Source organism: Curtobacterium sp. MMLR14_002 (assembly GCF_001864975.1).
In the GTDB taxonomy this organism is placed as follows: domain Bacteria; phylum Actinomycetota; class Actinomycetes; order Actinomycetales; family Microbacteriaceae; genus Curtobacterium; species Curtobacterium flaccumfaciens.
On sequence record NZ_MJGT01000047.1, the window covers coordinates 53,891 to 73,327 of the forward strand.

At 71.2% G+C, this 19,437-nt stretch carries 21 protein-coding genes and 1 pseudogene; 9 read left to right on the forward strand and 13 right to left on the reverse strand.

Annotated elements, in window-relative coordinates:
- Positions 1 to 78: 78 nt before the first annotated feature.
- Positions 79 to 693 (forward strand): TetR/AcrR family transcriptional regulator, encoded by a 615-nt coding sequence (locus BIU91_RS04720; RefSeq protein WP_027466979.1) that lies wholly within the window; start codon positions 79 to 81, stop codon positions 691 to 693.
- Positions 694 to 752: 59 nt separating this feature from the next.
- Positions 753 to 2,771 (forward strand): glycogen debranching protein GlgX, encoded by a 2,019-nt coding sequence (gene glgX / locus BIU91_RS04725; RefSeq protein WP_071404433.1) that lies wholly within the window; start codon positions 753 to 755, stop codon positions 2,769 to 2,771.
- A gap of 107 nt (positions 2,772 to 2,878) precedes the next feature.
- On the opposite strand, the gene BIU91_RS04730 is transcribed toward glgX, so the two are convergent.
- Positions 2,879 to 3,994: a Gfo/Idh/MocA family oxidoreductase gene (locus BIU91_RS04730; RefSeq protein ID WP_071404434.1), complete on the reverse strand. Its 1,116-nt coding sequence runs from the start codon at positions 3,992 to 3,994 to the stop codon at positions 2,879 to 2,881.
- Positions 3,991 to 4,791, reverse strand: a complete 801-nt coding sequence (locus BIU91_RS04735; protein WP_171907779.1) for a sugar phosphate isomerase/epimerase — start codon at positions 4,789 to 4,791, stop codon at positions 3,991 to 3,993. The genes BIU91_RS04730 and BIU91_RS04735 overlap by 4 nt, the downstream gene beginning before the upstream one ends.
- Before the next feature lie 227 nt (positions 4,792 to 5,018).
- On the opposite strand from BIU91_RS04735, the gene BIU91_RS04740 reads away from it, so the two are divergent.
- The gene (locus BIU91_RS04740; protein WP_051597042.1) at positions 5,019 to 6,317 is read left to right on the forward strand and encodes an MFS transporter; all 1,299 of its coding nucleotides are present in this window, start codon (positions 5,019 to 5,021) and stop codon (positions 6,315 to 6,317) included.
- A 104-nt stretch (positions 6,318 to 6,421) separates the two neighbouring features.
- Here BIU91_RS04740 and BIU91_RS04745 read toward each other — a convergent pair whose 3' ends face one another.
- The gene (locus BIU91_RS04745) at positions 6,422 to 6,937 is read right to left on the reverse strand and encodes a MarR family transcriptional regulator (protein ID WP_071404436.1); all 516 of its coding nucleotides are present in this window, start codon (positions 6,935 to 6,937) and stop codon (positions 6,422 to 6,424) included.
- A gap of 152 nt (positions 6,938 to 7,089) precedes the next feature.
- Between BIU91_RS04745 and BIU91_RS04750 the strand changes: the two genes are divergently transcribed.
- From BIU91_RS04750 to BIU91_RS04765, 4 genes are all read left to right on the forward strand, one after another.
- Positions 7,090 to 7,401: a hypothetical protein gene (locus BIU91_RS04750; protein WP_071404437.1), complete on the forward strand. Its 312-nt coding sequence runs from the start codon at positions 7,090 to 7,092 to the stop codon at positions 7,399 to 7,401.
- 115 nt (positions 7,402 to 7,516) lie between these two features.
- On the forward strand, positions 7,517 to 8,839 hold the full coding sequence (locus BIU91_RS04755) for a carboxylesterase family protein (RefSeq protein ID WP_071404438.1): 1,323 nt from the start codon (positions 7,517 to 7,519) through the stop codon (positions 8,837 to 8,839).
- A 77-nt stretch (positions 8,840 to 8,916) separates the two neighbouring features.
- Positions 8,917 to 9,507 carry a TetR family transcriptional regulator C-terminal domain-containing protein gene (locus BIU91_RS04760; protein WP_071404439.1) on the forward strand — a complete coding sequence of 197 codons (591 nt, stop codon included), beginning with the start codon at positions 8,917 to 8,919 and terminating at the stop codon, positions 9,505 to 9,507.
- 475 nt (positions 9,508 to 9,982) lie between these two features.
- Positions 9,983 to 10,423: an NUDIX domain-containing protein gene (locus BIU91_RS04765; RefSeq protein WP_027466986.1), complete on the forward strand. Its 441-nt coding sequence runs from the start codon at positions 9,983 to 9,985 to the stop codon at positions 10,421 to 10,423.
- Positions 10,424 to 10,428: 5 nt separating this feature from the next.
- Here the strand turns inward: BIU91_RS04765 and BIU91_RS04770 are convergent, their stop codons facing one another.
- The 4 genes from BIU91_RS04770 to BIU91_RS04785 all read right to left on the reverse strand — a co-directional run bounded on the left by BIU91_RS04770 (position 10,429) and on the right by BIU91_RS04785 (position 11,773).
- Entirely contained in the window at positions 10,429 to 10,698 is a 270-nt protein-coding gene (locus tag BIU91_RS04770) for a hypothetical protein (RefSeq protein WP_071404440.1), read from the reverse strand.
- 24 nt (positions 10,699 to 10,722) lie between these two features.
- Positions 10,723 to 11,061, reverse strand: a complete 339-nt coding sequence (locus tag BIU91_RS04775; protein WP_139196647.1) for a hypothetical protein — start codon at positions 11,059 to 11,061, stop codon at positions 10,723 to 10,725.
- 80 nt (positions 11,062 to 11,141) lie between these two features.
- Entirely contained in the window at positions 11,142 to 11,330 is a 189-nt protein-coding gene (locus tag BIU91_RS04780; RefSeq protein ID WP_071404442.1) for a hypothetical protein, read from the reverse strand.
- Between the two features lie 74 nt (positions 11,331 to 11,404).
- Positions 11,405 to 11,773 (reverse strand): VOC family protein, encoded by a 369-nt coding sequence (locus BIU91_RS04785; protein WP_071404443.1) that lies wholly within the window; start codon positions 11,771 to 11,773, stop codon positions 11,405 to 11,407.
- A 54-nt stretch (positions 11,774 to 11,827) separates the two neighbouring features.
- On the opposite strand from BIU91_RS04785, the gene BIU91_RS04790 reads away from it, so the two are divergent.
- Together BIU91_RS04790 and BIU91_RS18105 are read left to right on the forward strand one after the other, a co-directional pair.
- On the forward strand, positions 11,828 to 12,469 hold the full coding sequence (locus BIU91_RS04790) for a nucleoside/nucleotide kinase family protein (protein WP_071404444.1): 642 nt from the start codon (positions 11,828 to 11,830) through the stop codon (positions 12,467 to 12,469).
- 94 nt (positions 12,470 to 12,563) lie between these two features.
- A complete protein-coding gene (locus BIU91_RS18105; protein WP_084740629.1) occupies positions 12,564 to 13,397 on the forward strand; it encodes an SDR family oxidoreductase in 834 nt (277 codons plus the stop codon).
- Positions 13,398 to 14,750: 1,353 nt separating this feature from the next.
- Here the strand turns inward: BIU91_RS18105 and BIU91_RS19310 are convergent.
- From BIU91_RS19310 to BIU91_RS04820, 6 genes and pseudogenes are all read right to left on the reverse strand, one after another.
- A pseudogene (locus BIU91_RS19310) lies at positions 14,751 to 15,296 on the reverse strand (glycosyltransferase family 39 protein); the annotation flags it as partial.
- Between the two features lie 314 nt (positions 15,297 to 15,610).
- Positions 15,611 to 16,888, reverse strand: a complete 1,278-nt coding sequence (locus tag BIU91_RS04800; RefSeq protein ID WP_071404446.1) for an MFS transporter — start codon at positions 16,886 to 16,888, stop codon at positions 15,611 to 15,613.
- Positions 16,885 to 17,559 (reverse strand): HAD hydrolase-like protein, encoded by a 675-nt coding sequence (locus tag BIU91_RS04805; protein WP_071404447.1) that lies wholly within the window; start codon positions 17,557 to 17,559, stop codon positions 16,885 to 16,887. Before BIU91_RS04805 ends, BIU91_RS04800 begins: the two co-directional genes overlap by 4 nt.
- A 101-nt stretch (positions 17,560 to 17,660) precedes the next feature.
- Positions 17,661 to 18,356 (reverse strand): endonuclease NucS, encoded by a 696-nt coding sequence (gene nucS, locus BIU91_RS04810; protein ID WP_017887754.1) that lies wholly within the window; start codon positions 18,354 to 18,356, stop codon positions 17,661 to 17,663.
- 46 nt (positions 18,357 to 18,402) lie between these two features.
- Positions 18,403 to 18,594: a hypothetical protein gene (locus BIU91_RS04815; RefSeq protein WP_071404448.1), complete on the reverse strand. Its 192-nt coding sequence runs from the start codon at positions 18,592 to 18,594 to the stop codon at positions 18,403 to 18,405.
- A gap of 24 nt (positions 18,595 to 18,618) precedes the next feature.
- Complete coding sequence (locus BIU91_RS04820; protein ID WP_139196648.1) at positions 18,619 to 19,383, reverse strand: hypothetical protein; 765 nt, start codon at positions 19,381 to 19,383, stop codon at positions 18,619 to 18,621.
- Positions 19,384 to 19,437: the final 54 nt, after the last annotated feature.

The window sequence follows — 19,437 nt, forward strand, 5'->3', positions numbered from 1 at the left end:
TGGAGGCCCGTGGTGCGCCCGCCACGGGCCTCCAGTCCGGACGGTGGCGAGAAAACCTTCCAGCGGTAAGTTGGGTCCATGACCCACCCCGCGGACGACGCCGACGCGGCCCAGCCGCGCCGCGGCGGGTACCGCAAGGGCGCCGAGCGGCGCACGCAGATCCTCGACGAGATGATCCGCATGGTCGCCGAGCAGGGGGTCGACGCATCGTCGCTCCGCTCGGTGGCCGAGGCCCTCGGGATCACGCACGCGGCACTGCGCCACTACTTCCCGAGCCGTGACGAACTGCTGCTCGCCGTCTACCGGGAGCACGAGGTCCGCGAGCAGGGCGCGCCCGACCGGATGAAGTCGGCGATCGGCGACATGCGCGAGAGCGCGTCGCGCAACCGGGCCGTGCCGGGGCTGGTGCAGCTGTACACGACCCTCGCGGCCGACGCCGTGCAGGAGGGCCACCCGGCCACGCGCGACTTCATGCGCGAACGCTTCGCCCGGCTGCGTGCTGAACTCGCCGAACTGATCGAGGCGGACCAGGCGAGCGGCCGGATCCGCGCCGACCTGGACCCGGTCGACCTGGCGAGCCTGAGCATCGCGGCATCCGACGGGCTGCAGGTCCAGTGGCTGCTCGACCCCGACGCCGTCGACGGCGAGCGGGTGCTGCGGCTGCTCGAGCAGCTCGTCCCGCCGGTGCGCTGAGCGGCCAGGGGTACGCCCAGACCGCCGGTGGCACAGCGACCGGCCGGTAGAAGGGCAGCATGACCACTTCCACGCGCACCCCGCTCGGCGTCACGCTCGTCGACGGGGGCGCCAACGTCGCCCTGTTCTCGAGCACCGCCGAGCGGGTCGAGTTCTGCACCTTCGACGACGACGGCACCGAGCACCGCACCGAGCTCCGCAACCGCACCGGCTACACCTTCCACGACGTCGTCCCCGGCGTGACCGTCGGCACCCGCTACGGCTTCCGCGTGCACGGCGCGTGGGACCCGGCGAACGGCCTGCGCCACAACGGCGCGAAGCTCCTGCTCGACCCCTACGCCACCGCGATCGACGGCGAGTACGAGTGGGGCCAGGCGCTCTTCGGTCACGACATGAACGAGCCCGAGCAGATCGACGAGACCGATTCGGCCAGCGCGATGCCCAAGTCGGTCGTCGCCGACCGGTCCTTCGACTGGGACGGTGACACCCTGCTGCGGACCCCGCTCGCCGACACCGTCGTGTACGAGGTGCACGTCAAGGGCTTCACGAAGCAGCACCCGGACGTCCCCGAGGAGATCCGCGGCACCTACTCCGGCATGGCCCACCCGGCGGCGATCAAGCACCTCACCGACCTCGGCGTCACCGCGGTCGAGCTGCTGCCGACGCACCAGTTCGTGCAGGACTCGACGCTCCTCGACAAGGGGCTCCGCAACTACTGGGGCTACAACAGCATCGGCTTCTTCGCACCGCACGACGAGTACTCGTCCGCCGGCACCGCCGGGCAGCAGGTCGCCGAGTTCAAGGAGATGGTGAAGGCCCTGCACGCCGCGGGGCTCGAGGTCATCATGGACGTCGTCTACAACCACACCGCCGAGGGCAACCACATGGGCCCGACGCTGTCGTTCAAGGGGATCGACAACCAGTCGTACTACCGGCTGGTCGAGGGTGACGAGGCGAACTACTTCGACACCACGGGCACGGGCAACAGCCTGAACGTCGGGCACCCGGCGGCCCTCGGACTCATCATGGACTCGCTCCGCTACTGGGTCGAGGAGATGCACGTCGACGGCTTCCGGTTCGACCTGGCCACGACGCTCACCCGCCAGGACGGCGAGGCCGAGAAGCACTCCGCGTTCCTCGACATCATCCACCAGGACCCCGTGCTGCGTGAGGTCAAGATGATCGCCGAGCCGTGGGACACCGCCGGCTACCAGGTCGGCGGGTTCCCGGCCGACTGGTCCGAGTGGAACGGCAAGTACCGCGACGACCTGCGTGCCTTCTGGCGCGGCGACGAGGGCGCCCTCGGCGACGCCGTCCAGCGGGTCCTGGGCAGCCCGGACGTCTACGAGGGCTCACGGCGCTCCCCGCTGTGCTCGATCGACTTCGTGACCGCCCACGACGGTTTCACCCTGGCCGACCTGACGATGTACGCCGACAAGCACAACGAGGCGAACGGCGAGGACAACAACGACGGTGAGAGCGACAACACCTCGTTCAACGGCGGCATCGAGGGCCCGACCGACGACGGCGCGGTGAACGACTACCGCGACCGGCAGCGCCGCAACTTCCTCGGCACCCTGCTGCTCTCCGCCGGCGTGCCGATGATCCTGGGTGGCGACGAGCTCGCCCGGTCACAGGGCGGCAACAACAACGCGTACTGCCAGGACGACGAGATCTCGTGGTTCGACTGGGCCGCCGCCGACCAGGACCTGCTCGCCTTCACCACGGCGGCCATCGCGTTCCGTCGGCAGCACCAGGCCCTGCGTCCGGAGTGGTTCCGCACCGCGCCGGGTCACTCGGAGTCGACGGTGACCGTGCTCCGTGCCGACGCCGCCGGGTTCGAGGACGGCGACTGGGCGGACGGCGGCAACCGGGCCGTGACGCTCGTGCTCCACCAGGGAGACGACACCGTGGCCGTGCTGCTGAACGCGTCGGACACCACGGTGGAGTTCACGCTGCCGGAGCGTCCGGGTGGGGGCAGCTGGTCCCTCGGGCTGTCGAGCGACCCCGACCAGGCCGTGGTGGGCGACGCGGCGACGCTGCTCGTGCGCGACGCGTCCTTCACCGCGCTGGTCTGAGGCGCGGGCGGCGCGGTTTCGCTTGGTGAGCAGCAATGGTCGGGTCCCCGTTCGGGACCCGACCATTGCTGCTCACGAAGTGGTGCGCGTGGCGCTCCTGGGCGCTCCTACGCGTTCGCGCCCGCGGTCAGCACGGCTGCCGCGGGGTCGAAGTCCTCGGGGAGCGGCGGGATCGCGTCCACGGTCGACGTGATGTCGACGGCGGAACCCGACTCGGCGGCGTCACGGATGCCGAGCAGCACGTCGAGCACGTGCAGCGCGACGGCGCCGGAGGCACGCTCGGGGCGGTCCTCGGCGATGGCGCGGGCGAGCTCGACGACACCGGTGCCACGACCCCAGGTGGAGCCGACCGCCTCGAGCGTCTCGGGCTCGTCCTGGCCGTAGCGCCAGAGCTGCGACGAGCCCTCGAACGTGTTCGGGTCCGGCAGCGAGATCGTGCCGAGTGTGCCGTTGATCTCGACGAAGCCCATGCGCGGCAGGGCGTGCTGGAACGAGAACGTCGACTGAGCGGACTGCCCGCCGGCGAACTCGATCAGGGCCGCGTGGTGCGTCGGGACCTCGACCGGGAACGTCTCGCCGGCGCGGGGGCCGGACGCGATCGTGCGACGGTCGAGCGACTTCGACGAGACGGCCTGCACGCGGGAGGCGGTGCCGAACGCGTGCACCAGGGTCGTCACGTAGTACGGGCCCATGTCGAACAGGGGGCCGGCACCGGTGGCGAACAGGAAGTCCGGGTTCGGGTGCCACGCCTCGGGTCCGGGGACGTGGAACAGCGTCGTCGCGGAGAGCGGCTCGCCGATGTCACCGCGGGCGATGGCCCGGAGCGCCGTCTGGATGCCCGCGCCGAGCACGGTGTCCGGAGCGGTCGCGACGCGCAGGCCCTTGGCCTTCGCCGACTCGAGCACCGCGGCGGCCGACGCGTGGTCGGTCGCGATCGGCTTCTCGCTCCAGACGTGCTTGCCGGCGTCGATGATCTGCTGGTCGACCTCGGCGTGTGCGGCCGGGATCGTCAGGTTGATCACGATCGAGATGTCGTCGCGGGCGAGGAGTTCCTCGACCGATCCCGACGAGGCGACGCCGTACGCAGCCGCCTGCGCAGCGGCACGCTCGAGCAGCACGTCGGCGACGAAGCGGACCTCGACGTCGGCGAACTTGGTCAGGTTCTCGAGGTACTGGGTGGAGATGTTGCCGGCACCGATGATGCCGATCCCGACACGGCTCACTTGTCGTTGTCCTTGAGCCAGGTGAGGGACTCGGTGATGCCCTCGAAGACGTCGCCCTTGTAGGCGTCGAACTCGACCACGCGGATCGCCTGCGGTGCGGCGGCGAGGATCGCGGTCACGTCGACGTCGCCCTGACCGGCCGGTGTCTGGTTCTCGAAGGCGCGCTGCAGCGCCTCGGGCACGATGAGGGCACTCTCGGACGAGGGCAGCGCGGTGCGGATGTCACCGTCGACCTTGCCGTCCTTGACGTGGATCGCGACGACGCGGTCGCCCAGGCCCTTGAGCACGGCGGGGGCGTCGGCGCCACCGACGGTCGCCCAGAAGGTGTCGACCTCGAGGACGGTCTCCGGCGACAGCTGCGACACGAACAGGTCGTAGACGGTGCGGCCGTCGACCTTGTTCGTGAACTCCCACTGGTGGTTGTGGTACCCGAACTGCAGGCCACGGCCGGCGGCCTCGGCGGTCAGCTCGTTGACGCGCTCGGCGATCTTCGCGACGTCGTCGGCGGTCTGCCAGCGGTCGGTCGGGATGAACGGGTCGATGACGGTGCGGATGCCGAGGCGCTCGGCAGCGTCCCAGATCGGCGCGGTGTCCTCAGCGTCGATCACGGCGACGTGGCCGGACGGAGCCTTGAGGCCGGTGGCCGCGAACGCACGCTCGAGGTCGGTGGCGCGCTCGACGAACGCGTAGGGCTCGACGTTCTCGTACCCGATCTCGGCGACACGGGCGATGGCCTTGTCGAGGTCTTCGGCGATGGCGTCTCGCAGCGAGTACAGCTGCACAGAAGTGGTGGGCATTGCAGAGGCTCCTTCGATCCTGTCTGGGTGTCGCGGCCCGTCGAGGAGCGATGCTCCGCGGCGAGATCGATGACGACGCTACCCCAAAAACCACCCGGTGTGTAGTTTTTGCTGCCCCGTGTGACGCGGCCCGGGACGCGGCCGGTGTTGCAGACAACACGTGTCGATGTATGCTCGCGTCGGAAAAACCTTGTCAGGCAAGGTTTTCATCGACTCAAGGAGGCGTCATGAGCACACCCGAACCCGGCAGCCCGGCACTGCTCAACCCGGAAGAGGGCATCACCCAGCCCGTCAGCACGGTCAAGGTGGGCATCGGCTACCAGATCGCCCTGTTCCTCGGGCAGTTCGGCCTCTTCGTCGCGCTCATGGCACCCGTCTACGTGAGCATGCAGCTCAAGGCGCAGGCCCTGGTCGGCGACGACGCCGCGAACGTCATCGGCTCGGTGCTGCCGATCGGCGCGTTCGGTGCGCTCATCATGAACCCCCTCGCGGGTGCCCTGTCCGACCGCACCCGCACGCGCTGGGGTCGTCGTCGCCCCTGGCTGCTCAGCGGTGTCGTCGTCTTCGCGATCGCCCTCGCCTGGATTGCCTACTCGCCCGACGTCCTCAACCTGACGCTGGCCTGGCTGCTCGCCCAGCTCGCCGCGAACGCCACGCTCGCCACCCTGCTCGCGAGCTTCGCCGACAACGTGCCGCAGCTGCAGCGCGGCCGGTCCTCGAGCATCATCGCGCTCGCGCAGAACATCGCCGTGCTCGCCGGCACCTACCTGTCGGTCTTCTTCGTCGCGAACCTGCCCGTGCTGTTCATCGCGCCCGGCATCCTGGCGATCATCCTGGTCGCCGTGTACGCCGTCGTCGCCCGTGACGACCTGCCCACGTACAAGCTCAAGAAGTTCACGTTCCTGAACCTCATCGCGTCGTTCTGGACGAACCCGGTCAAGAACCCGGACTTCGCGTTCGCGTGGTGGTCGCGCTTCCTCATCATCTTCGCGACCTTCATGTTCACGACGTACCGCCTGCTCTACATGGAGCAGCACCTCGGCATCGAGAGCGCGAAGGAGGCGACGGCCGCCGTCGCCTTCGGTGTGCTGCTCTACACGATCGCGCTGCTGGTCAGTGCGGCGCTGTCCGGCTGGGCCTCGGACAAGCTCGGTCGCCGCAAGGTGTTCGTCGGTGGCTCCACGGCGATGTTCGCGGTCGGACTCATCGTGCTGGCGCACGCCGACACGGTCAACGGCTTCTACGTCGCCGAGGTCATCATGGGCTTCGCGTACGGCATCTACTCCGCGATCGACACCGCACTCGTCGTCGACGTCCTGCCGAACGCCGACCGTCCCGGCAAGGACCTCGGCGTCATCAACATCGCCAACGCGCTGCCGCAGTCGCTCGCCCCGGCCGTCGCCCTGTTCTTCCTGAAGATCGGGTCCGGGGACGCCGCCGACAACTACACGCTCATGTGCTGGGCCGCCGGCGCGATCGCCATCATCGGCGCACTCGTCGTGATCCCCATCAAGCGGGTGCGGTAGCGCCCGTCGCGCAACGCGACAAAAGGACGGACGGGAGGCCCGTGGCGACGCCGCCACGGGCCTCCCGTCCGTCGCAGCCACCGACCCACCGCGCCGGGCCGGCGTCAGGGGGCGCCGGGGGAGGGCATCTCCTGCCGGAGCGCCTCGGCGAGGCGGGAGGCGAACCGGCGGACCGCCGTCGCCTCGTCGACGCTCAGCGCGTCGATGGTCTCGATGAGCGGAGCGTGGATGTGCCCGTAGGCACGTGCGAGGTCCTGCTCGGCGGAGCCGGTCGCCGTGATGATGACGCCGCGGCGGTCCTCGGGGTTCGCCCGCCGCTCCGCACGCCCATCACGCACCAGGCGATCGATGAGCTTCGTGATCCCGGCGGTGGAGAGCCGCAACACCCGCGCGAGCTGCGTCGGGTTCACCAGCCGTCCGTCCCGGTCCGCGAGCACGAGGTGCCGCAGCGCGAGTGCGTCGACGGGCAGCATCCCCAGCGTGCGGAGCGCCTGCTCGTCGGCCTCGTGGACGCTGTCGCTGAGCGCCTGCAGGCTGGCTATGGCAGCGGCGCCCTCCGTGGTGCGCGGCTGCCGCTCGAACACGTCGGATCCGCGCTGCGGGTGGTCCTCGTCGTGCATCCTTACCCCGTCCGGTCCTGGCGTTCTGTGGACAAACGCCATGCTCCACCCCCTTCCTGAGAACCCAAACTGGGCGAGTAATCAGCCGAGCGAGACAAATCTCTCCACACGGCGCCACCGAAGCCCGGTGGCGGAGATCAGAAGGAGTGACCATGTCGAACACTGCAGGACGTCCCGCACGGAACGACTCGGTCGTGCGTGCCACCTGGAACGAGACCAAGTCCGCGCTCAAGACCACGGAGTTCTACGCCTGGTTGGTCGTGTCCATCGCCATCCTCGTCGCGTCGGCCGTCGTGGACAACGCGGACGAGGGCCACACCGGCTTCGGCGCCGACCAGGCCTGGCTGTACGTCGCGATCGTGACGGCCGCCTACGTCGTCAGCCGCGGCATCGCGAAGTCCGGCGTGCGCAAGCCCGACTGGAACGACGACGACCGACGCGACGTCAACGGTCGTTCGAACTGACGCCGAGCACCACGTGCACCCGGCTCCCCGAGCCGGAGCGAGGCCGTCCCGATCACATCGGGACGGCCTCCGTCACGTCCGCTCGTGTCGTCGCCGCACCGATACCGTGAACCCCATGCTCGACGCCACGCCTGCCCCGTTCGACACCCCCGCCGGCCGCATCGTCGGGACGCTCGACGGCGACGTGGTGCGGGTGCTCGGGATCCCGTACGCGCAGGCCGAACGGTTCGCCCCGCCGCAGCCGATGCCTCCGTTCGCGGGCGAGCTGCACGCGTCCACCCCGTCGCCGGTCGCACCGCAGCCGCACGAGGAGTTCGTCGACCTGCTGCTCAACCCGATCCAGGGCATCGAGGTCGACGAGCACTGCCAGCGGCTCTCGATCACGCTGCCCGCCGACGTCCGTCCAGGCGAGCAGCTGCCCGTGATGGTCTGGATCCACGGCGGCTCGTACGTCATCGGCGGCGGCGACCTGCCCATCTACGACGCCCGCGACCTGGTGACCGAGCAGCGCGTGATCGTGGTGTCGGTCACGTTCCGGCTCGGCGTGCTCGGGTTCCTCGGTGACGGCGAGACGATCCCGGCCAACCTCGGGCTCCTCGACCTGGTCGAGTCGCTGCGCTGGGTGCGCGCGAACATCGCTGCGTTCGGCGGCGACCCCGACCTGGTCACCGTCTTCGGGCAGTCGGCCGGCGGGGACGCAGCTGCGCACCTGATGATCAGTGCCGGCGCCGAAGGGCTGTTCCGCCGCGCGATCATCCAGAGCGCTCCGCTCGGGCTGTCCCGCCGTCGGGCACGGATGAACCGCGCGATGGTCCGGGCGGTCGGCAGCGTGCACGCCGACACCCCGCTCGAGGACCTGCTCGACCGTCAGGCGCTCGGCACCCGGGCCGCCGCGCCGTACGGACTCGCCGCCGGCATGCCGTTCGGCACCCAGTACGGGTTCGCGCCGCTGCCCGCCGAGCGCGACCTCGACGCCGCGTGGAGCCGGGTCGCCCCCGACGTCGACGTGCTGATCGGGTCCGGTTCGGACGAGGCCGGCATGTACGTGCCGCTCGTGCCCGGCCTGCGTCGGGTCACCCGGTCGCGGGTGCTGCGGTCGGCCCTGCGGTGGTGGGTCGTGCGTCCGCTGTCCGACGTCATCTACGGGCGCGACGCCCGGCGGTTCACCGAACGGCACCGACGCGCAGGCGGCCGCGCGACCTCGTACCGACTGCACCGCGGTGTCACGAGCGCCCCGACCGGAGCCGTGCACATGAGCGACCTACCGCTGCTGCTCGGCGGCCGCGAGGCCTGGGCCGGCACCCGGTTCGTCCCCGAACGCGACTGGCCCGAGGTCGAGCGCCGCGGCCGGGCCTTCCGGGCGATCTGGGCCGACTTCGCCCGCACCGGCGAGGTCCGGGCCCCCGATGACGAGACGCTGACGTTCGACCGCGGCTGACCGGGAGCCGGCGACGGTGGCCGCGCCCCCTGAACTGGCGGTCGCGGGCCGCTGAGCGGCCCCGCACAATCGTCAGCATGCCCACGACCGATGTCGACCTCCGCGCACGCATCGTCGCCGGGGCGATCAGTGCCTACCGAGCCGGGGACTTCCACCGTGTCGGGCCCGACGAGGTCGCCGAGCACGCCGGGGTCACGGCCGACGAGTTCCACCGGGCGTACCCGATGTGGGAACTCCTGGTGGTGGCGGTCATGGACAAGTGGAACAACGGCAGCCGACGCGAGCTCTGGCCGATCGCGGAGCGGGACGGCACGGTCGCCTACCTGCGAGCCCGGCTCGCTGCGGGCGTCGAGGACCCGGCCCTCGTGCGCCTCCGGGTCGCCGTGCTCAGTGCCGCCTCGAACCCCGACCACCCCGCCGCCGGGTGGTTCCGCACCCAGTACACGCGCGCGTTCGAGGACGTCACCCTCGCCCTGGTCCGTGACGTCGTTGCTGGCCGGGAATCCCGCGGCGCATCGCCCCGGCACGCCGCCGAGCAGCTCATGGCCCTGTACGAGGGGCTCCAGCTGCAGTCCGTGATCCGCGACGACGGGGAGCCGCTCAGCGCCTTCGACCGGGCGGTCGCCCGGATGCGCGTGGGCTGGGCAGCGGCACGCGTCGACGCCTGATCCGGGTCGGAAGAGCACGTCGGGTCCGGTTGGCACCATGCGGGCCCGGGTCCTCGAGCGGCGAGCGGTCACGACTCCCCGCGCGTGCAGCGTCGCGTGGTCACGTTCCGTCGTCTGGCGGTGCCGCAAGCAACGGTTCGTGACCGCTCGGCGGGCAGCCATCGGGGTGTCCTGACCGCGCGTCGGCGTGGACGTCCCGGCAGCACGCCGGACGGCCGGGGAGGCCCGTGGTGGCGGCGACTCGCGCCTCCGGGCCCGCGCGGTGGTCGCGACACACCGCACGGGCTGCGTCGCGTGGTCACGTTTCGTCGTTTGCGGGCGGCGGGGCCGACGGCCGGTGACCGCTCGGCATGCGGGCCGCGGGGGGTCGTGACCGGTCGGCGGGCTGGTGGAGCGTCCGCACCACCCCGGTCCACGGCCTGGAGGCACGGCGCGGCTGGCAGACGTCGGTGCACCCACCTGGCATGGTCGGCCCATGGAGTACACGGACTACGACACCCGGCTCGCCGCCTACGGCGTGATCACGGACGGTGACCGCGTGCTCCTGGCGAAGCTGCGTCACCCCGACGCGGGCACGTGGACGTTACCGGGCGGCGGGGTCGAGTTCGACGAGACCGTCGAGCAGGCCGTCGTGCGCGAGATCCGCGAGGAGACCGGGTACGAGGCCCAGGCCGGTGCCCTGCTCGGGGTCCGACACCACATCGTCCCCGCAGAGCGCCGCATCCACGCCAACGGTCGCCCGATGAAGGCCGTGCAGGTCGTGTTCCGGGCGACGATCACCGGAGGAGCCCTGCGGCACGAGCTCGACGGCTCGACCGACGAGTCGCGGTGGATCCCCGTCGCCGAGCTCCCGCACCACCGCCACGGCCTGCTCGTGCCGATCGCCCTCGGCTGGGCGGGCGCCCTGTCCCGCTGACCGCGTCAACCCGCGTGCAGCACCGCGAACTGCGGTGGGACCGCGGTGGGTTCCGGGGGCTGGACAACCCACCCGAGGTTGCGGAGCGACTGCGCGGTCTCTGCCGGGAACTGCCGAGCGGTTGCCTCGGCTTCTTCACGGCGCCAACGATTCCGGAACCCGTGCACGGCCTCCCGCCACGTCGGCAACGCGTCCACGCCGCACTCGACGATGACGAACTCGACCACGTCGGCGAGGCTCGGCCGGAAGTGCGGGCCGCCGAGCGGGAAGTGCAAGGACGACAACCTCGCCGCATCACGCTACCCGGATCCGTGGTCGCGGGCTCTGGCCAGCAGCGAACTGAACGCGCCGCGCTCGGCGTGCAGGTGCCAGTGCGACTGCGGAGTGGCGGTCAACGCTTCCTGGAACTCGAAGCGGACCAGTGGCTGTCGTTCGTCGACCAGGAAGAGGGTGAACCGGCTCTCGTTCAGCTCGAGGACCTCGAGATGACTCTTCCATCGGTACCGCATCGACAGTGTGACATTGGCGGTGTGAACGCCGCCGATGTTCAGCCGGACCGGTGGAGTCGTTCCTGACGCAGCGGCAGGCTGCACGACGATCGTTCCATCGGGGACATCCAGCTCGTAGTCGATCTGCACCCCGTGCCCGGGCAGGGAAGAGTCCAGGAGCTCTTGGGCGACGGCTGCGTGATGCTGGCCGGCTCCATCGGACACCTCAGTCATCGCTCACCGAGCAGGAACGAGATGCTGTCCAGCCAGTCCTGTGCGAGGTACTCGTCGATGAACAGGTCGCGCCACTGCTCAGTCGGGGCGAACTCCCGCTCGTCCAGGTTCCACTCTGCGCGGACGCGTTCGCGCTCGGCGAGGAGCCCCTCGCGGGTCCAATGCCGTCCCAGCACCTTCGTCATGGCCGTCCTCTCGTCGGTGAGAGGACGGTAGGACGATCAGCAGCGCCGAAGCGAGCTTTCGGGATACAACATGTTCACTCCTCGATGACGCTGAGGACGTTGCCCGACGGGTCGGTGAACCAGGCGATGAGCGGCCCGCCCTTCCGGTTCACACCCCGGTCGTCGGTCATCCCCTCGTACTGCAGGAACACGACGCCCTTCGCGGTGAGCTCGTCGACCGCGGCGTCGATGTCCGGCACCGGGAAGTTCAGCACCGTGAAGGCCGCCGGTTCGTGACCCGGGCCCTTCGGGTAGACGAGCACCTGGTGTCCACCGCCGAGCTGCAGGAAGAGCATGCCGTGGTCCTCGGTGACCTCGACCCCCAGGACGTCCTGGTAGAACGCCTTCGCCTCGGGCACGTCACGCACCGAGAACCCGCTGAACGCCTTCGTCGCATCGACCATGCGGCAAGTGAACCACCGCGGCCCGGCGTCGGTGCGCTCTGCGAGGATGAAGCCGTGAGCGACTCCGGCACGACCGTCGACCAGGCCGTCGAGCGCGCCGTCGAACTGGCCCGTTCGAGCCGCCGCACCGTGCTCGGGATCGCCGGAGCACCGGGCGCCGGCAAGTCCACGCTCGCCCGCCGCATCGTCACCGCTGTCGACGACCGCCTCGGTGCGGGCACCGCGGTGCAGGTCCCGATGGACGGCTTCCACCTGTCGAACGCGGCGCTCGACGCCCTCGGCCGGCACGACCGCAAGGGCGCGGCGGACACCTTCGACGCCGACGGGTACGTCGCGCTCGTCCGCCGACTCGTCGCCGCCGACGAGGACGTGGTGTGGGCGCCGGACTTCGACCGTCGCGTGGACGAACCCGTCGCCGGCAGCATCGCGGTGCCCCGCGCAACCCGACTCGTGGTGTCCGAGGGCAACTACCTGCTCGACGACACCGCACCGTGGTCGGCGCTGCCGGCGCTCTTCACCGAGACCTGGTTCTGCGCCGTCGCCGACGACGTGCGGCTCGACCGCCTGGTCGGACGGCACATGCGGCACGGCCGCGACCACGACGCCGCCCGCGCATGGGCGGTGGAGGTGGACGGCGTGAACGCCGCGCGGGTCGCGCCCACGGTGATCCGGGCCTCCAGGACGGTGTGGACGTGACCGCCGACCGACGCGACCGTCGACGACCACCAGGCGACCCCGACAACGACGTGACCCCGACGACGACCACGCGACACCGACACGAGGAGCGACCATGACCATCGCCATCACCGGAGCGACCGGCAACATCGGGGGCGCCGTGAGCGCGGCGCTCGCCGCGGACGCCGTGCCGTTCCGGATGCTCGTGCGCGACGCCTCGCGTGCGCCGGAGCTTCCGGGCACCGAGGTCGCCGTCGCGACCTTCGCCGACGCCGACGCGAGCCGGACCGCCCTGCAGGGCGTTGAGGTACTGCTCATGGTCTCGGCGGCCGAGGCCCAGGACCGCCTCGACCAGCACCGGGCGTTCGTCGCCGCGGCGGCCGACGCGGGCGTGCGGCACGTCGTCTACACGTCGTTCCTCGGCGCGGCTCCCGATGCGACCTTCACGCTCGGACGCGACCACTGGGCAACGGAGCAGGCGATCCGCGAGAGCGGGATGGCGTTCACGTTCCTGCGCGACAGCTTCTACCTGGACTTCGTCGAGGACCTGGTCGGCGAGGACGGCGTGATCCGCGGACCGGCCGGCGACGGCGCCATGGCTGCGGTGGCCCGTGCCGACGTCGCCCGCGTCGCGACCGCGGTGCTGCACGACCCGGACGCGCACCGCGACCAGACCTACGAGCTGACCGGCCCCGAGGCGATCACCCTGGCCCAGGCGGCGGCGATCGTGTCCGAGGTCCGCGGCCGCACGGTCAGCTACCACCCGGAGACCCTCGACGAGGCGTACGCATCACGTGCGCAGTGGAACCCGGAGCCGTGGCAGGCCGACGCCTGGGTGAGCACCTACACGGCCATCGCCGAGGGTGCGCTCGCGCACGTGTCCGGCGACGTCGAACGCATCACCGGGCGTCCGCCGATGTCCCTGCGCGAGGTGCTCGCCACGAGCTGACCCGTGGTGGCGGTGCGCTCCGGGTCCGACCGACGGCCCGGGCATCCCGCAGTGCCACACGGTCCAGGCGATGCCGTCCGCCCGGCGCGGCTGCATCGGCAGGCGTGCGTGCCGGGTGCCGCTGGTGAGTGCTCGGCAGCCCCCGGCCAGTGCGGCGCGCAGGACCGGGTCGGTGCGGGGCGCGTGGGCCTCGACGACGAGGACGCGCAGGCCGTCGGCGATCCTCCGGCGGATCTGGTGCGTCGTGAAGACGGGCACGGTGCCCGAGAACCCGCCGTCCGTCAGCACTGGCAGCCCGGTCGCGTCGATCACGGGTGCGGAGATGTGCCAGGTGTCCGTCATGAAGAGCGGTTCGTCGTGCCGGTACCCCTCCAGGCGTCGCGCGGTCGCGACGAGTCGGCTGAGGGCACGCGGGTAGGGCGTCGACCCGCCCCACGGGTCCGGGCGCGACACGTGGAAGACGTCCGGGCTGCCGGCCGGGATCGGCCAGCGTGCGGGCCACGGCCCGACCGACGCGTCGACGCCGCTGCCGTCGCGGGTCGCGTCGAGCGCCTGCAGTGAGAACGCGGCGGGTCCGGCGACGAGCGCGAGCCCGGCTGCCAGCGCGATGACCGTCCGGGAGGCCCGGTGCCGGTTCGGCTCGCGCGTCGCCTCCCAGCGGGGTCGCCACCACACCGCCACCAGCGTCGCGACGACGGCGACCGTCGAGACGGTGATCGCGGGCACGGCGAGCACGCTCGGCATCGCGGTGCCCCGGGCGAGGAACACCACCCAGCCGAGCTGCGTCGCGGCGAGGACGACCGGGAGCGCCCGGAGCCCTCGAGACTGCGCCCGGACGAGCCCGACCGCACCGCGCCACCCGAGGGCTGCGAGCAGGGCGAGCTGCACGCCGATCGCGGCGACGTAGGCGGTGTGCGGCACGGCGGCCACCGAGAGCACGGTCGCCGCGGTGCCGAGCCAGACCACCAGGACGGCCAGGGTGGCGGATCCGGCGCGGGTGTCGAACGCGTGCCCGAACGGGGAGCCGAGGGCACCGGGTCGCTCCGCACGGCGGCGGACGAGCACCACGGCCGCGACCACCACGCCGAACACCGCCGCGGGCAGGAGCCAGGCGACCTGTGACGCCAGGTGCGGTCCGAGCAGCTTGCCGAACCCGGCCGGACCACCGCGCCAGGTGTGCGGACCGAACGGCACCGTGAACGACCGGACGGATCCGGGCACCGCGCCGGGCAGGAACCGGTCGATGCCGTTGTACCCGAACACCATGGCGAGCGGACTGTCGTCGGTGGAGCCGTCGGCCCAGGGCCGCGAACCCGACGGGGTGACCGCCAGCGCGGTCACCCACGACACCGACGCCAGGACCGCGACGATCCCGAGCACCCCGGCGCGGATCACCCGGGTGCCGAAGCGGAAGGGACGGCCGTCGTGTCGGGCCGAGGCCAGCAGCGTGCCGAGCAGCAGTGCCGGCAGGACGAACCAGGCTTGCACCATCTTCGCCTGGAACCCGACGCCGACGGCCAGGCCCGCAGTGACGAGCGGCCACCAGCGCCCGGTCAGCGCAGCGTGCTGCCAGCACAGCAGGGCGACGGCCAGCGCGGCGGTGACCATGCCGTCCTCCATCGGGTGCGCGAACATCGACACGAAGACCGGCGTCGACCCGGCTGCTGCGGCGGCGACGAGGCCCGTCCCGACGCCGGCCCAGCGGAGTCCGACCAGGGAGCAGGCCCACAGGGTGACGAGGCCCTCGACGACCTGGGGGAACGCGAGCGCGGCGGTGGAGTGCCCGAACAGCCGGAGGCTCAGCGCCTGCGGGACGGCGAAGCCGCTGAGCTTGTCGAGCGTCACCGTCGCCGAGGGGTCGAACGCGCCCGAGAACAGTGCCGGCCACGACTCGGCCATCGACCGCGCCGACGCCTGGTAGAAGCTGAAGTCCCCGCCACGGCCCAGGTTCCAGGCGAGCAGCACGGTCGTGCCGGCCGCGATCACGAGCAGGGTGAGCCGTGCTGCGAGCGGCTGGTCCCGCCACCGGGCGGGTCGTCGGATGTCCACTCTCCGGACCTTGGCCGTCCGGGATGACGACCGGCCGGGACCGTGCCGCCAGCTGGCCACGAAGCCGGTCCGCGCGCTGAGGGGTCGTGCGGGTGCGGCCCCCGTCGGTCAGCGCCTCGGGGGTCGAGCCGGAGCGGGGTCTCAGCCGGCGTTCGGGTTCGGGGTCAGGACACCCGTCGCGCGGCGAACGTCCCGACGACACCGAGGGTGAGCACTGCGACGAGCACGACGAGCAGCGGTGCCGTCCAGTTCCCCGTCGCACCGTGCAGGGCACCGGCGACGAGCGGCCCGGCCGACCCGAGCAGGTACCCGCCGCCCTGCACGAACGCGGACATCCGGCGGGCGTCGGCGTCGCTCGAGACGATCCGCACGATGACGATGAAGATCACGGTGATGCCACCGCCCTGGGCTGCACCGCCGAGCACCGACCACAGCAACCAGAGCTGCGGGGCGAACAGCAGCCCGAGGGGCATCGCCAGCCACAGGGTGCCGACCAGGGCGATGATCGCCGCCGGACGCCACCGGGTCGCGAGCAGCGGGACACCGAGTGCCCCGACGACGGCCAGGATCTGGAACACCGACGAGCTCGCGCCCGACGACGCCTTCGAGAACCCGATCTCGTCGTGCAGCAGCGTCGGGATCCACGCGGTGAGGGCGTAGTACGAGAACGCCTGACCACCGAACGCCAGCGTCAGGCCCCAGGTGATGAGCCGTCGCGCCGGCCGGATCGGCTCGGCGGCGGCGACCCGTGCGGCCTCCGCGGCACGCGCGGTCCGGATCGCCCCGGTGTCGAGCACCTGGTCGATGGGGCCCGTGACGGGCAGCGGTTCGTCCCGCTCGGACGGCAGCGGGCGTCGCCAGGCGGCGCGAGCACCGACCGTGTAGGTCCAGGCCGCGGCGGCGATGAGTGCGAAGACCGCCCAGATCGCGATGGCGACCGGCCACCCCCACAGGGCGGCCAGGGGAGCGGTGCCGAGCGACGTGATCATCGACCCGACGTTGAGCGCCGACGTGTAGACGCCGGTGACCAGGCCGACGCGTTCCGGCGAGGTGTCCCGCCGGATGACCACCGGGATCACCACGTTGCCGATCGTGATGCCGATGCCGATGAGCGCGGTGCCGATCAGCAGCGCCGCCGACGAGGGCATCGAGCGCACGACGGTGCCGGCGAGCACGATGACGAGCGACAGGGACACGGCGCGCTCGGGGTCGGCCTTCGCGATGACCCAGCTGGCGAACGGCGTCGCGAGGGCGAAGCACAGCACCGGGATCGTCGTCAGCAGCCCGGCGATCGTCGCGGTCAGGCCGAGGTCGGCGCGGACGTCCCCGATGACCGGGGCGGTCGCGACGATCGGACCGCGGAAGTTCAGGGCGATCAGGACGATGGCCGCCGGCAGCAGCCAGGCGGCGCCGCGGAGGCCCCGACGTGCGACGTCGTTCATGCGGACGGCGTCGCGGACGGCAGCAGGATCGGCAGCAGGTCGAGCGGGGTGGCGGCGCGGGCGATGGTGCCCTCGGCCTCGTCGGGGGAGCCGTAGCCCCACTCGGCGAAGACGACCGGGACGCCGTGCACGGTCGCGCCCTCGACGTCGTGCTTCCGGTCGCCGATCAGCACCGGGCGGCTGGTGTCGAAGCCGTGGGCCTCGAGGCGTCGCAGTGCCTCTTCAACGACGTCGGCCTTGCTCGACCGCACCTCGTCGTCGCTCGCGCCCGTGATGATGTCGATGTCGCCGGTGAGCCCGTAGTGCTCGAGGATGTAGGTCGCCGGGGTCTCCGGCTTGCTCGTCGCCGTCGAGATCGGCAGCCCCGCCTGGTGCAGGGTGCGCAGCACGACGTCGATGTCCGGGAACATCTCGGAGTCGAGCGCCCCGTGCGAGAAGTAGTGCTCGCGGTAGACGGCGAGCGTGCGGTCGGCCAGTTCGTCGTCCATGCCCATCGCGATCCGGAACGTGTCCATGATCGGCGGGCCCACGAACGACATCAGGGTGTCGCGGTCCGGCACCGGGACGCCGACGGTGCGGAAGGTGTGCGTCAGGCTCTCGAGGATGCCCGGCGCGGAGTCGCTGATGGTGCCGTCGAGGTCGAACAGGATGGCGGAGAACGGGCTGGTCATGTCCTGTCCACCCTAGCCGGGCCGTGGCGGCGACCATCCGGGTTCCGTCGGCGGCGGGGCGGGGGTGCGCCATGCCTCCAGGCCGGACGGCCCGACGCGGGTCAGAAGAGGCGGGTGTGGCCGCCCTCGATGCCGCGCATCGCGTCGTAGTCGAGCACGAGGACGCGGATGCCGCGGTCCTCGGCGAGGGTGCGTGCCTGCGGTGCCACCGTCTGCGCCGCCAGCACGCCCTGCACCGGGCGCAGGTGCGGATCGCGGTTCATGAGCTCGAGGTACCGGGTGAGCTGCTCGACCGCGTCGATGTTGGCGTTGCGCTTCATCTCGACCGCGACGCTCGCTCCCGCGTCGTCACGCGCCAGGATGTCGACCGGCCCGATCGCCGTCATGTACTCGCGACGGACCAGGGTGTGGCCGTCACCGAGGAGCTCGATCTGCTCGGCCAGGAGCTGCTGCAGGTGCGCCTCGACCCCGTCCTTCACCAGGCCCGGGTCGACGCCCAGGTCGTGGGTCTCGTCGGACACGACCTCGTACAGGGAGACGATGAGCTTGTCCTGCGTCTTCTTCTGCGTCACCGTCCACACCTGCGTGATGCCGGCGACCGACTGCTCCTCGTCCGGCTCGGTGATCTCGATCGAGCAGGGCGGGCTCATCCAGTTCAGCGGCTTGTAGCTGCCGCCGTCGGAGTGCACGAGCAGGGAGCCGTCCGCCTTGAGCATGAGCAGGCGGGTCGCGAGCGGCAGGTGGGCTGAGAGCCGGCCCGCGTAGTCGACGGAGCACCGGGCGATGACGAGACGCACCCCGGAAGCCTAACCGGGCGGAGGGCTCGCCGCCGCCGCCGTCTCGTCATCGCTGGTGCGCATGTCGGCCCTTGAGCCGTTCCTTCACGTACTTCGCTCCCAGCCCAGCGCCGATCACGATGACGGGGGTGCCGATGGAGAACACGGCCGACGAAGCAGCTGGCATCCAGTTGCCGAGCACCAGGAGTGCCACGAGGGCAGCGATGACGATCGCGATGTACAGGAGCCATGACCGCATGGTGTCGTCCTTCCCTGTCCTCGCTCAGAACGGTGCCGATGACCGGCAACCGACGGTCGAGCCACCCTTCACGTCGTACCACCACAGTTTCCGCCCGCCGCTGCAGATGCCGTGCTGGAACACGTATGTGGTCGCAACGCTGACGACGACACCGATCACGGCGCAGGCTGCCCAGCCGACGCCCGGGATGAGGCAGATGGCGGCACCGATGGCTGCGCCGCCACCCGCGGCGAGAGCCTGTTGGTCGACGGTGTTGAACCCGATCGCTGTCTTGATCCCCGAAAAGCGGGCCTCGAGGAACGGCGAGATCGTTCCGGCCGATCCGGTCTCGTCTGCCTCCTCGATGGCCGCCCTGACGTCGGCGGCACTCGGGAGCGTGAGCGTTCCTTCGTCGACGATGTACCGGTACGAGGTGAGGCCGGCTTCGGTGACCGCCTGGCGGCGCACGGACGATGCTTCGAGCTCCTCGAGCCCTTCGAGGAAGACGGCCGGATCGAGTGCTGCGCTGCCGTTCGGAGCCAGTTCATCGAGATCCGCGGGGGAGAAGAAGGTCGACGCGTCCGGATCGGCTTCCACTGCGTCGGCGGGGCTGCCGACCAGTGCCGAGGCGCAGACCGCTGCGGCTGAGATCGCGACCAGGGCGGTGCGAACGGGGTTGACGGTGCTGAGCTTCATGGGTTCTCCTGTCGAGCGTCGTTGCCAGATGCTGAAACTCTGGACCTGATACATCACTTCCGCAAGAGGCAATTCGCAGTTGGGAGCGCGAAGACGCACCTGTGCAGGGCGCACGGATTCACATGCCCGTAACGACGTTCTGCACATGTACCGCAATCCGATGCCGTC

Coding starts and splice junctions, on each gene's coding strand:
- BIU91_RS04755 (WP_071404438.1), top strand. CDS start 7,517: ATGCTCGACGCCACGCCTGCCCCGTTCGACACCCCCGCCGGCCGCATC.
- glgX (WP_071404433.1), top strand. CDS start 753: ATGACCACTTCCACGCGCACCCCGCTCGGCGTCACGCTCGTCGACGGG.
- BIU91_RS04750 (WP_071404437.1), top strand. CDS start 7,090: ATGTCGAACACTGCAGGACGTCCCGCACGGAACGACTCGGTCGTGCGT.
- BIU91_RS18105 (WP_084740629.1), top strand. CDS start 12,564: ATGACCATCGCCATCACCGGAGCGACCGGCAACATCGGGGGCGCCGTG.
- BIU91_RS04765 (WP_027466986.1), top strand. CDS start 9,983: ATGGAGTACACGGACTACGACACCCGGCTCGCCGCCTACGGCGTGATC.
- BIU91_RS04720 (WP_027466979.1), top strand. CDS start 79: ATGACCCACCCCGCGGACGACGCCGACGCGGCCCAGCCGCGCCGCGGC.
- BIU91_RS04745 (WP_071404436.1), bottom strand. CDS start 6,937: ATGCACGACGAGGACCACCCGCAGCGCGGATCCGACGTGTTCGAGCGG.
- BIU91_RS04815 (WP_071404448.1), bottom strand. CDS start 18,594: ATGCGGTCATGGCTCCTGTACATCGCGATCGTCATCGCTGCCCTCGTG.
- BIU91_RS04805 (WP_071404447.1), bottom strand. CDS start 17,559: ATGACCAGCCCGTTCTCCGCCATCCTGTTCGACCTCGACGGCACCATC.
- BIU91_RS04800 (WP_071404446.1), bottom strand. CDS start 16,888: ATGAACGACGTCGCACGTCGGGGCCTCCGCGGCGCCGCCTGGCTGCTG.
- BIU91_RS04735 (WP_171907779.1), bottom strand. CDS start 4,791: ATGCCCACCACTTCTGTGCAGCTGTACTCGCTGCGAGACGCCATCGCC.
- BIU91_RS04740 (WP_051597042.1), top strand. CDS start 5,019: ATGAGCACACCCGAACCCGGCAGCCCGGCACTGCTCAACCCGGAAGAG.
- BIU91_RS04780 (WP_071404442.1), bottom strand. CDS start 11,330: ATGACGAAGGTGCTGGGACGGCATTGGACCCGCGAGGGGCTCCTCGCC.
- BIU91_RS04760 (WP_071404439.1), top strand. CDS start 8,917: ATGCCCACGACCGATGTCGACCTCCGCGCACGCATCGTCGCCGGGGCG.
- BIU91_RS04785 (WP_071404443.1), bottom strand. CDS start 11,773: ATGGTCGATGCGACGAAGGCGTTCAGCGGGTTCTCGGTGCGTGACGTG.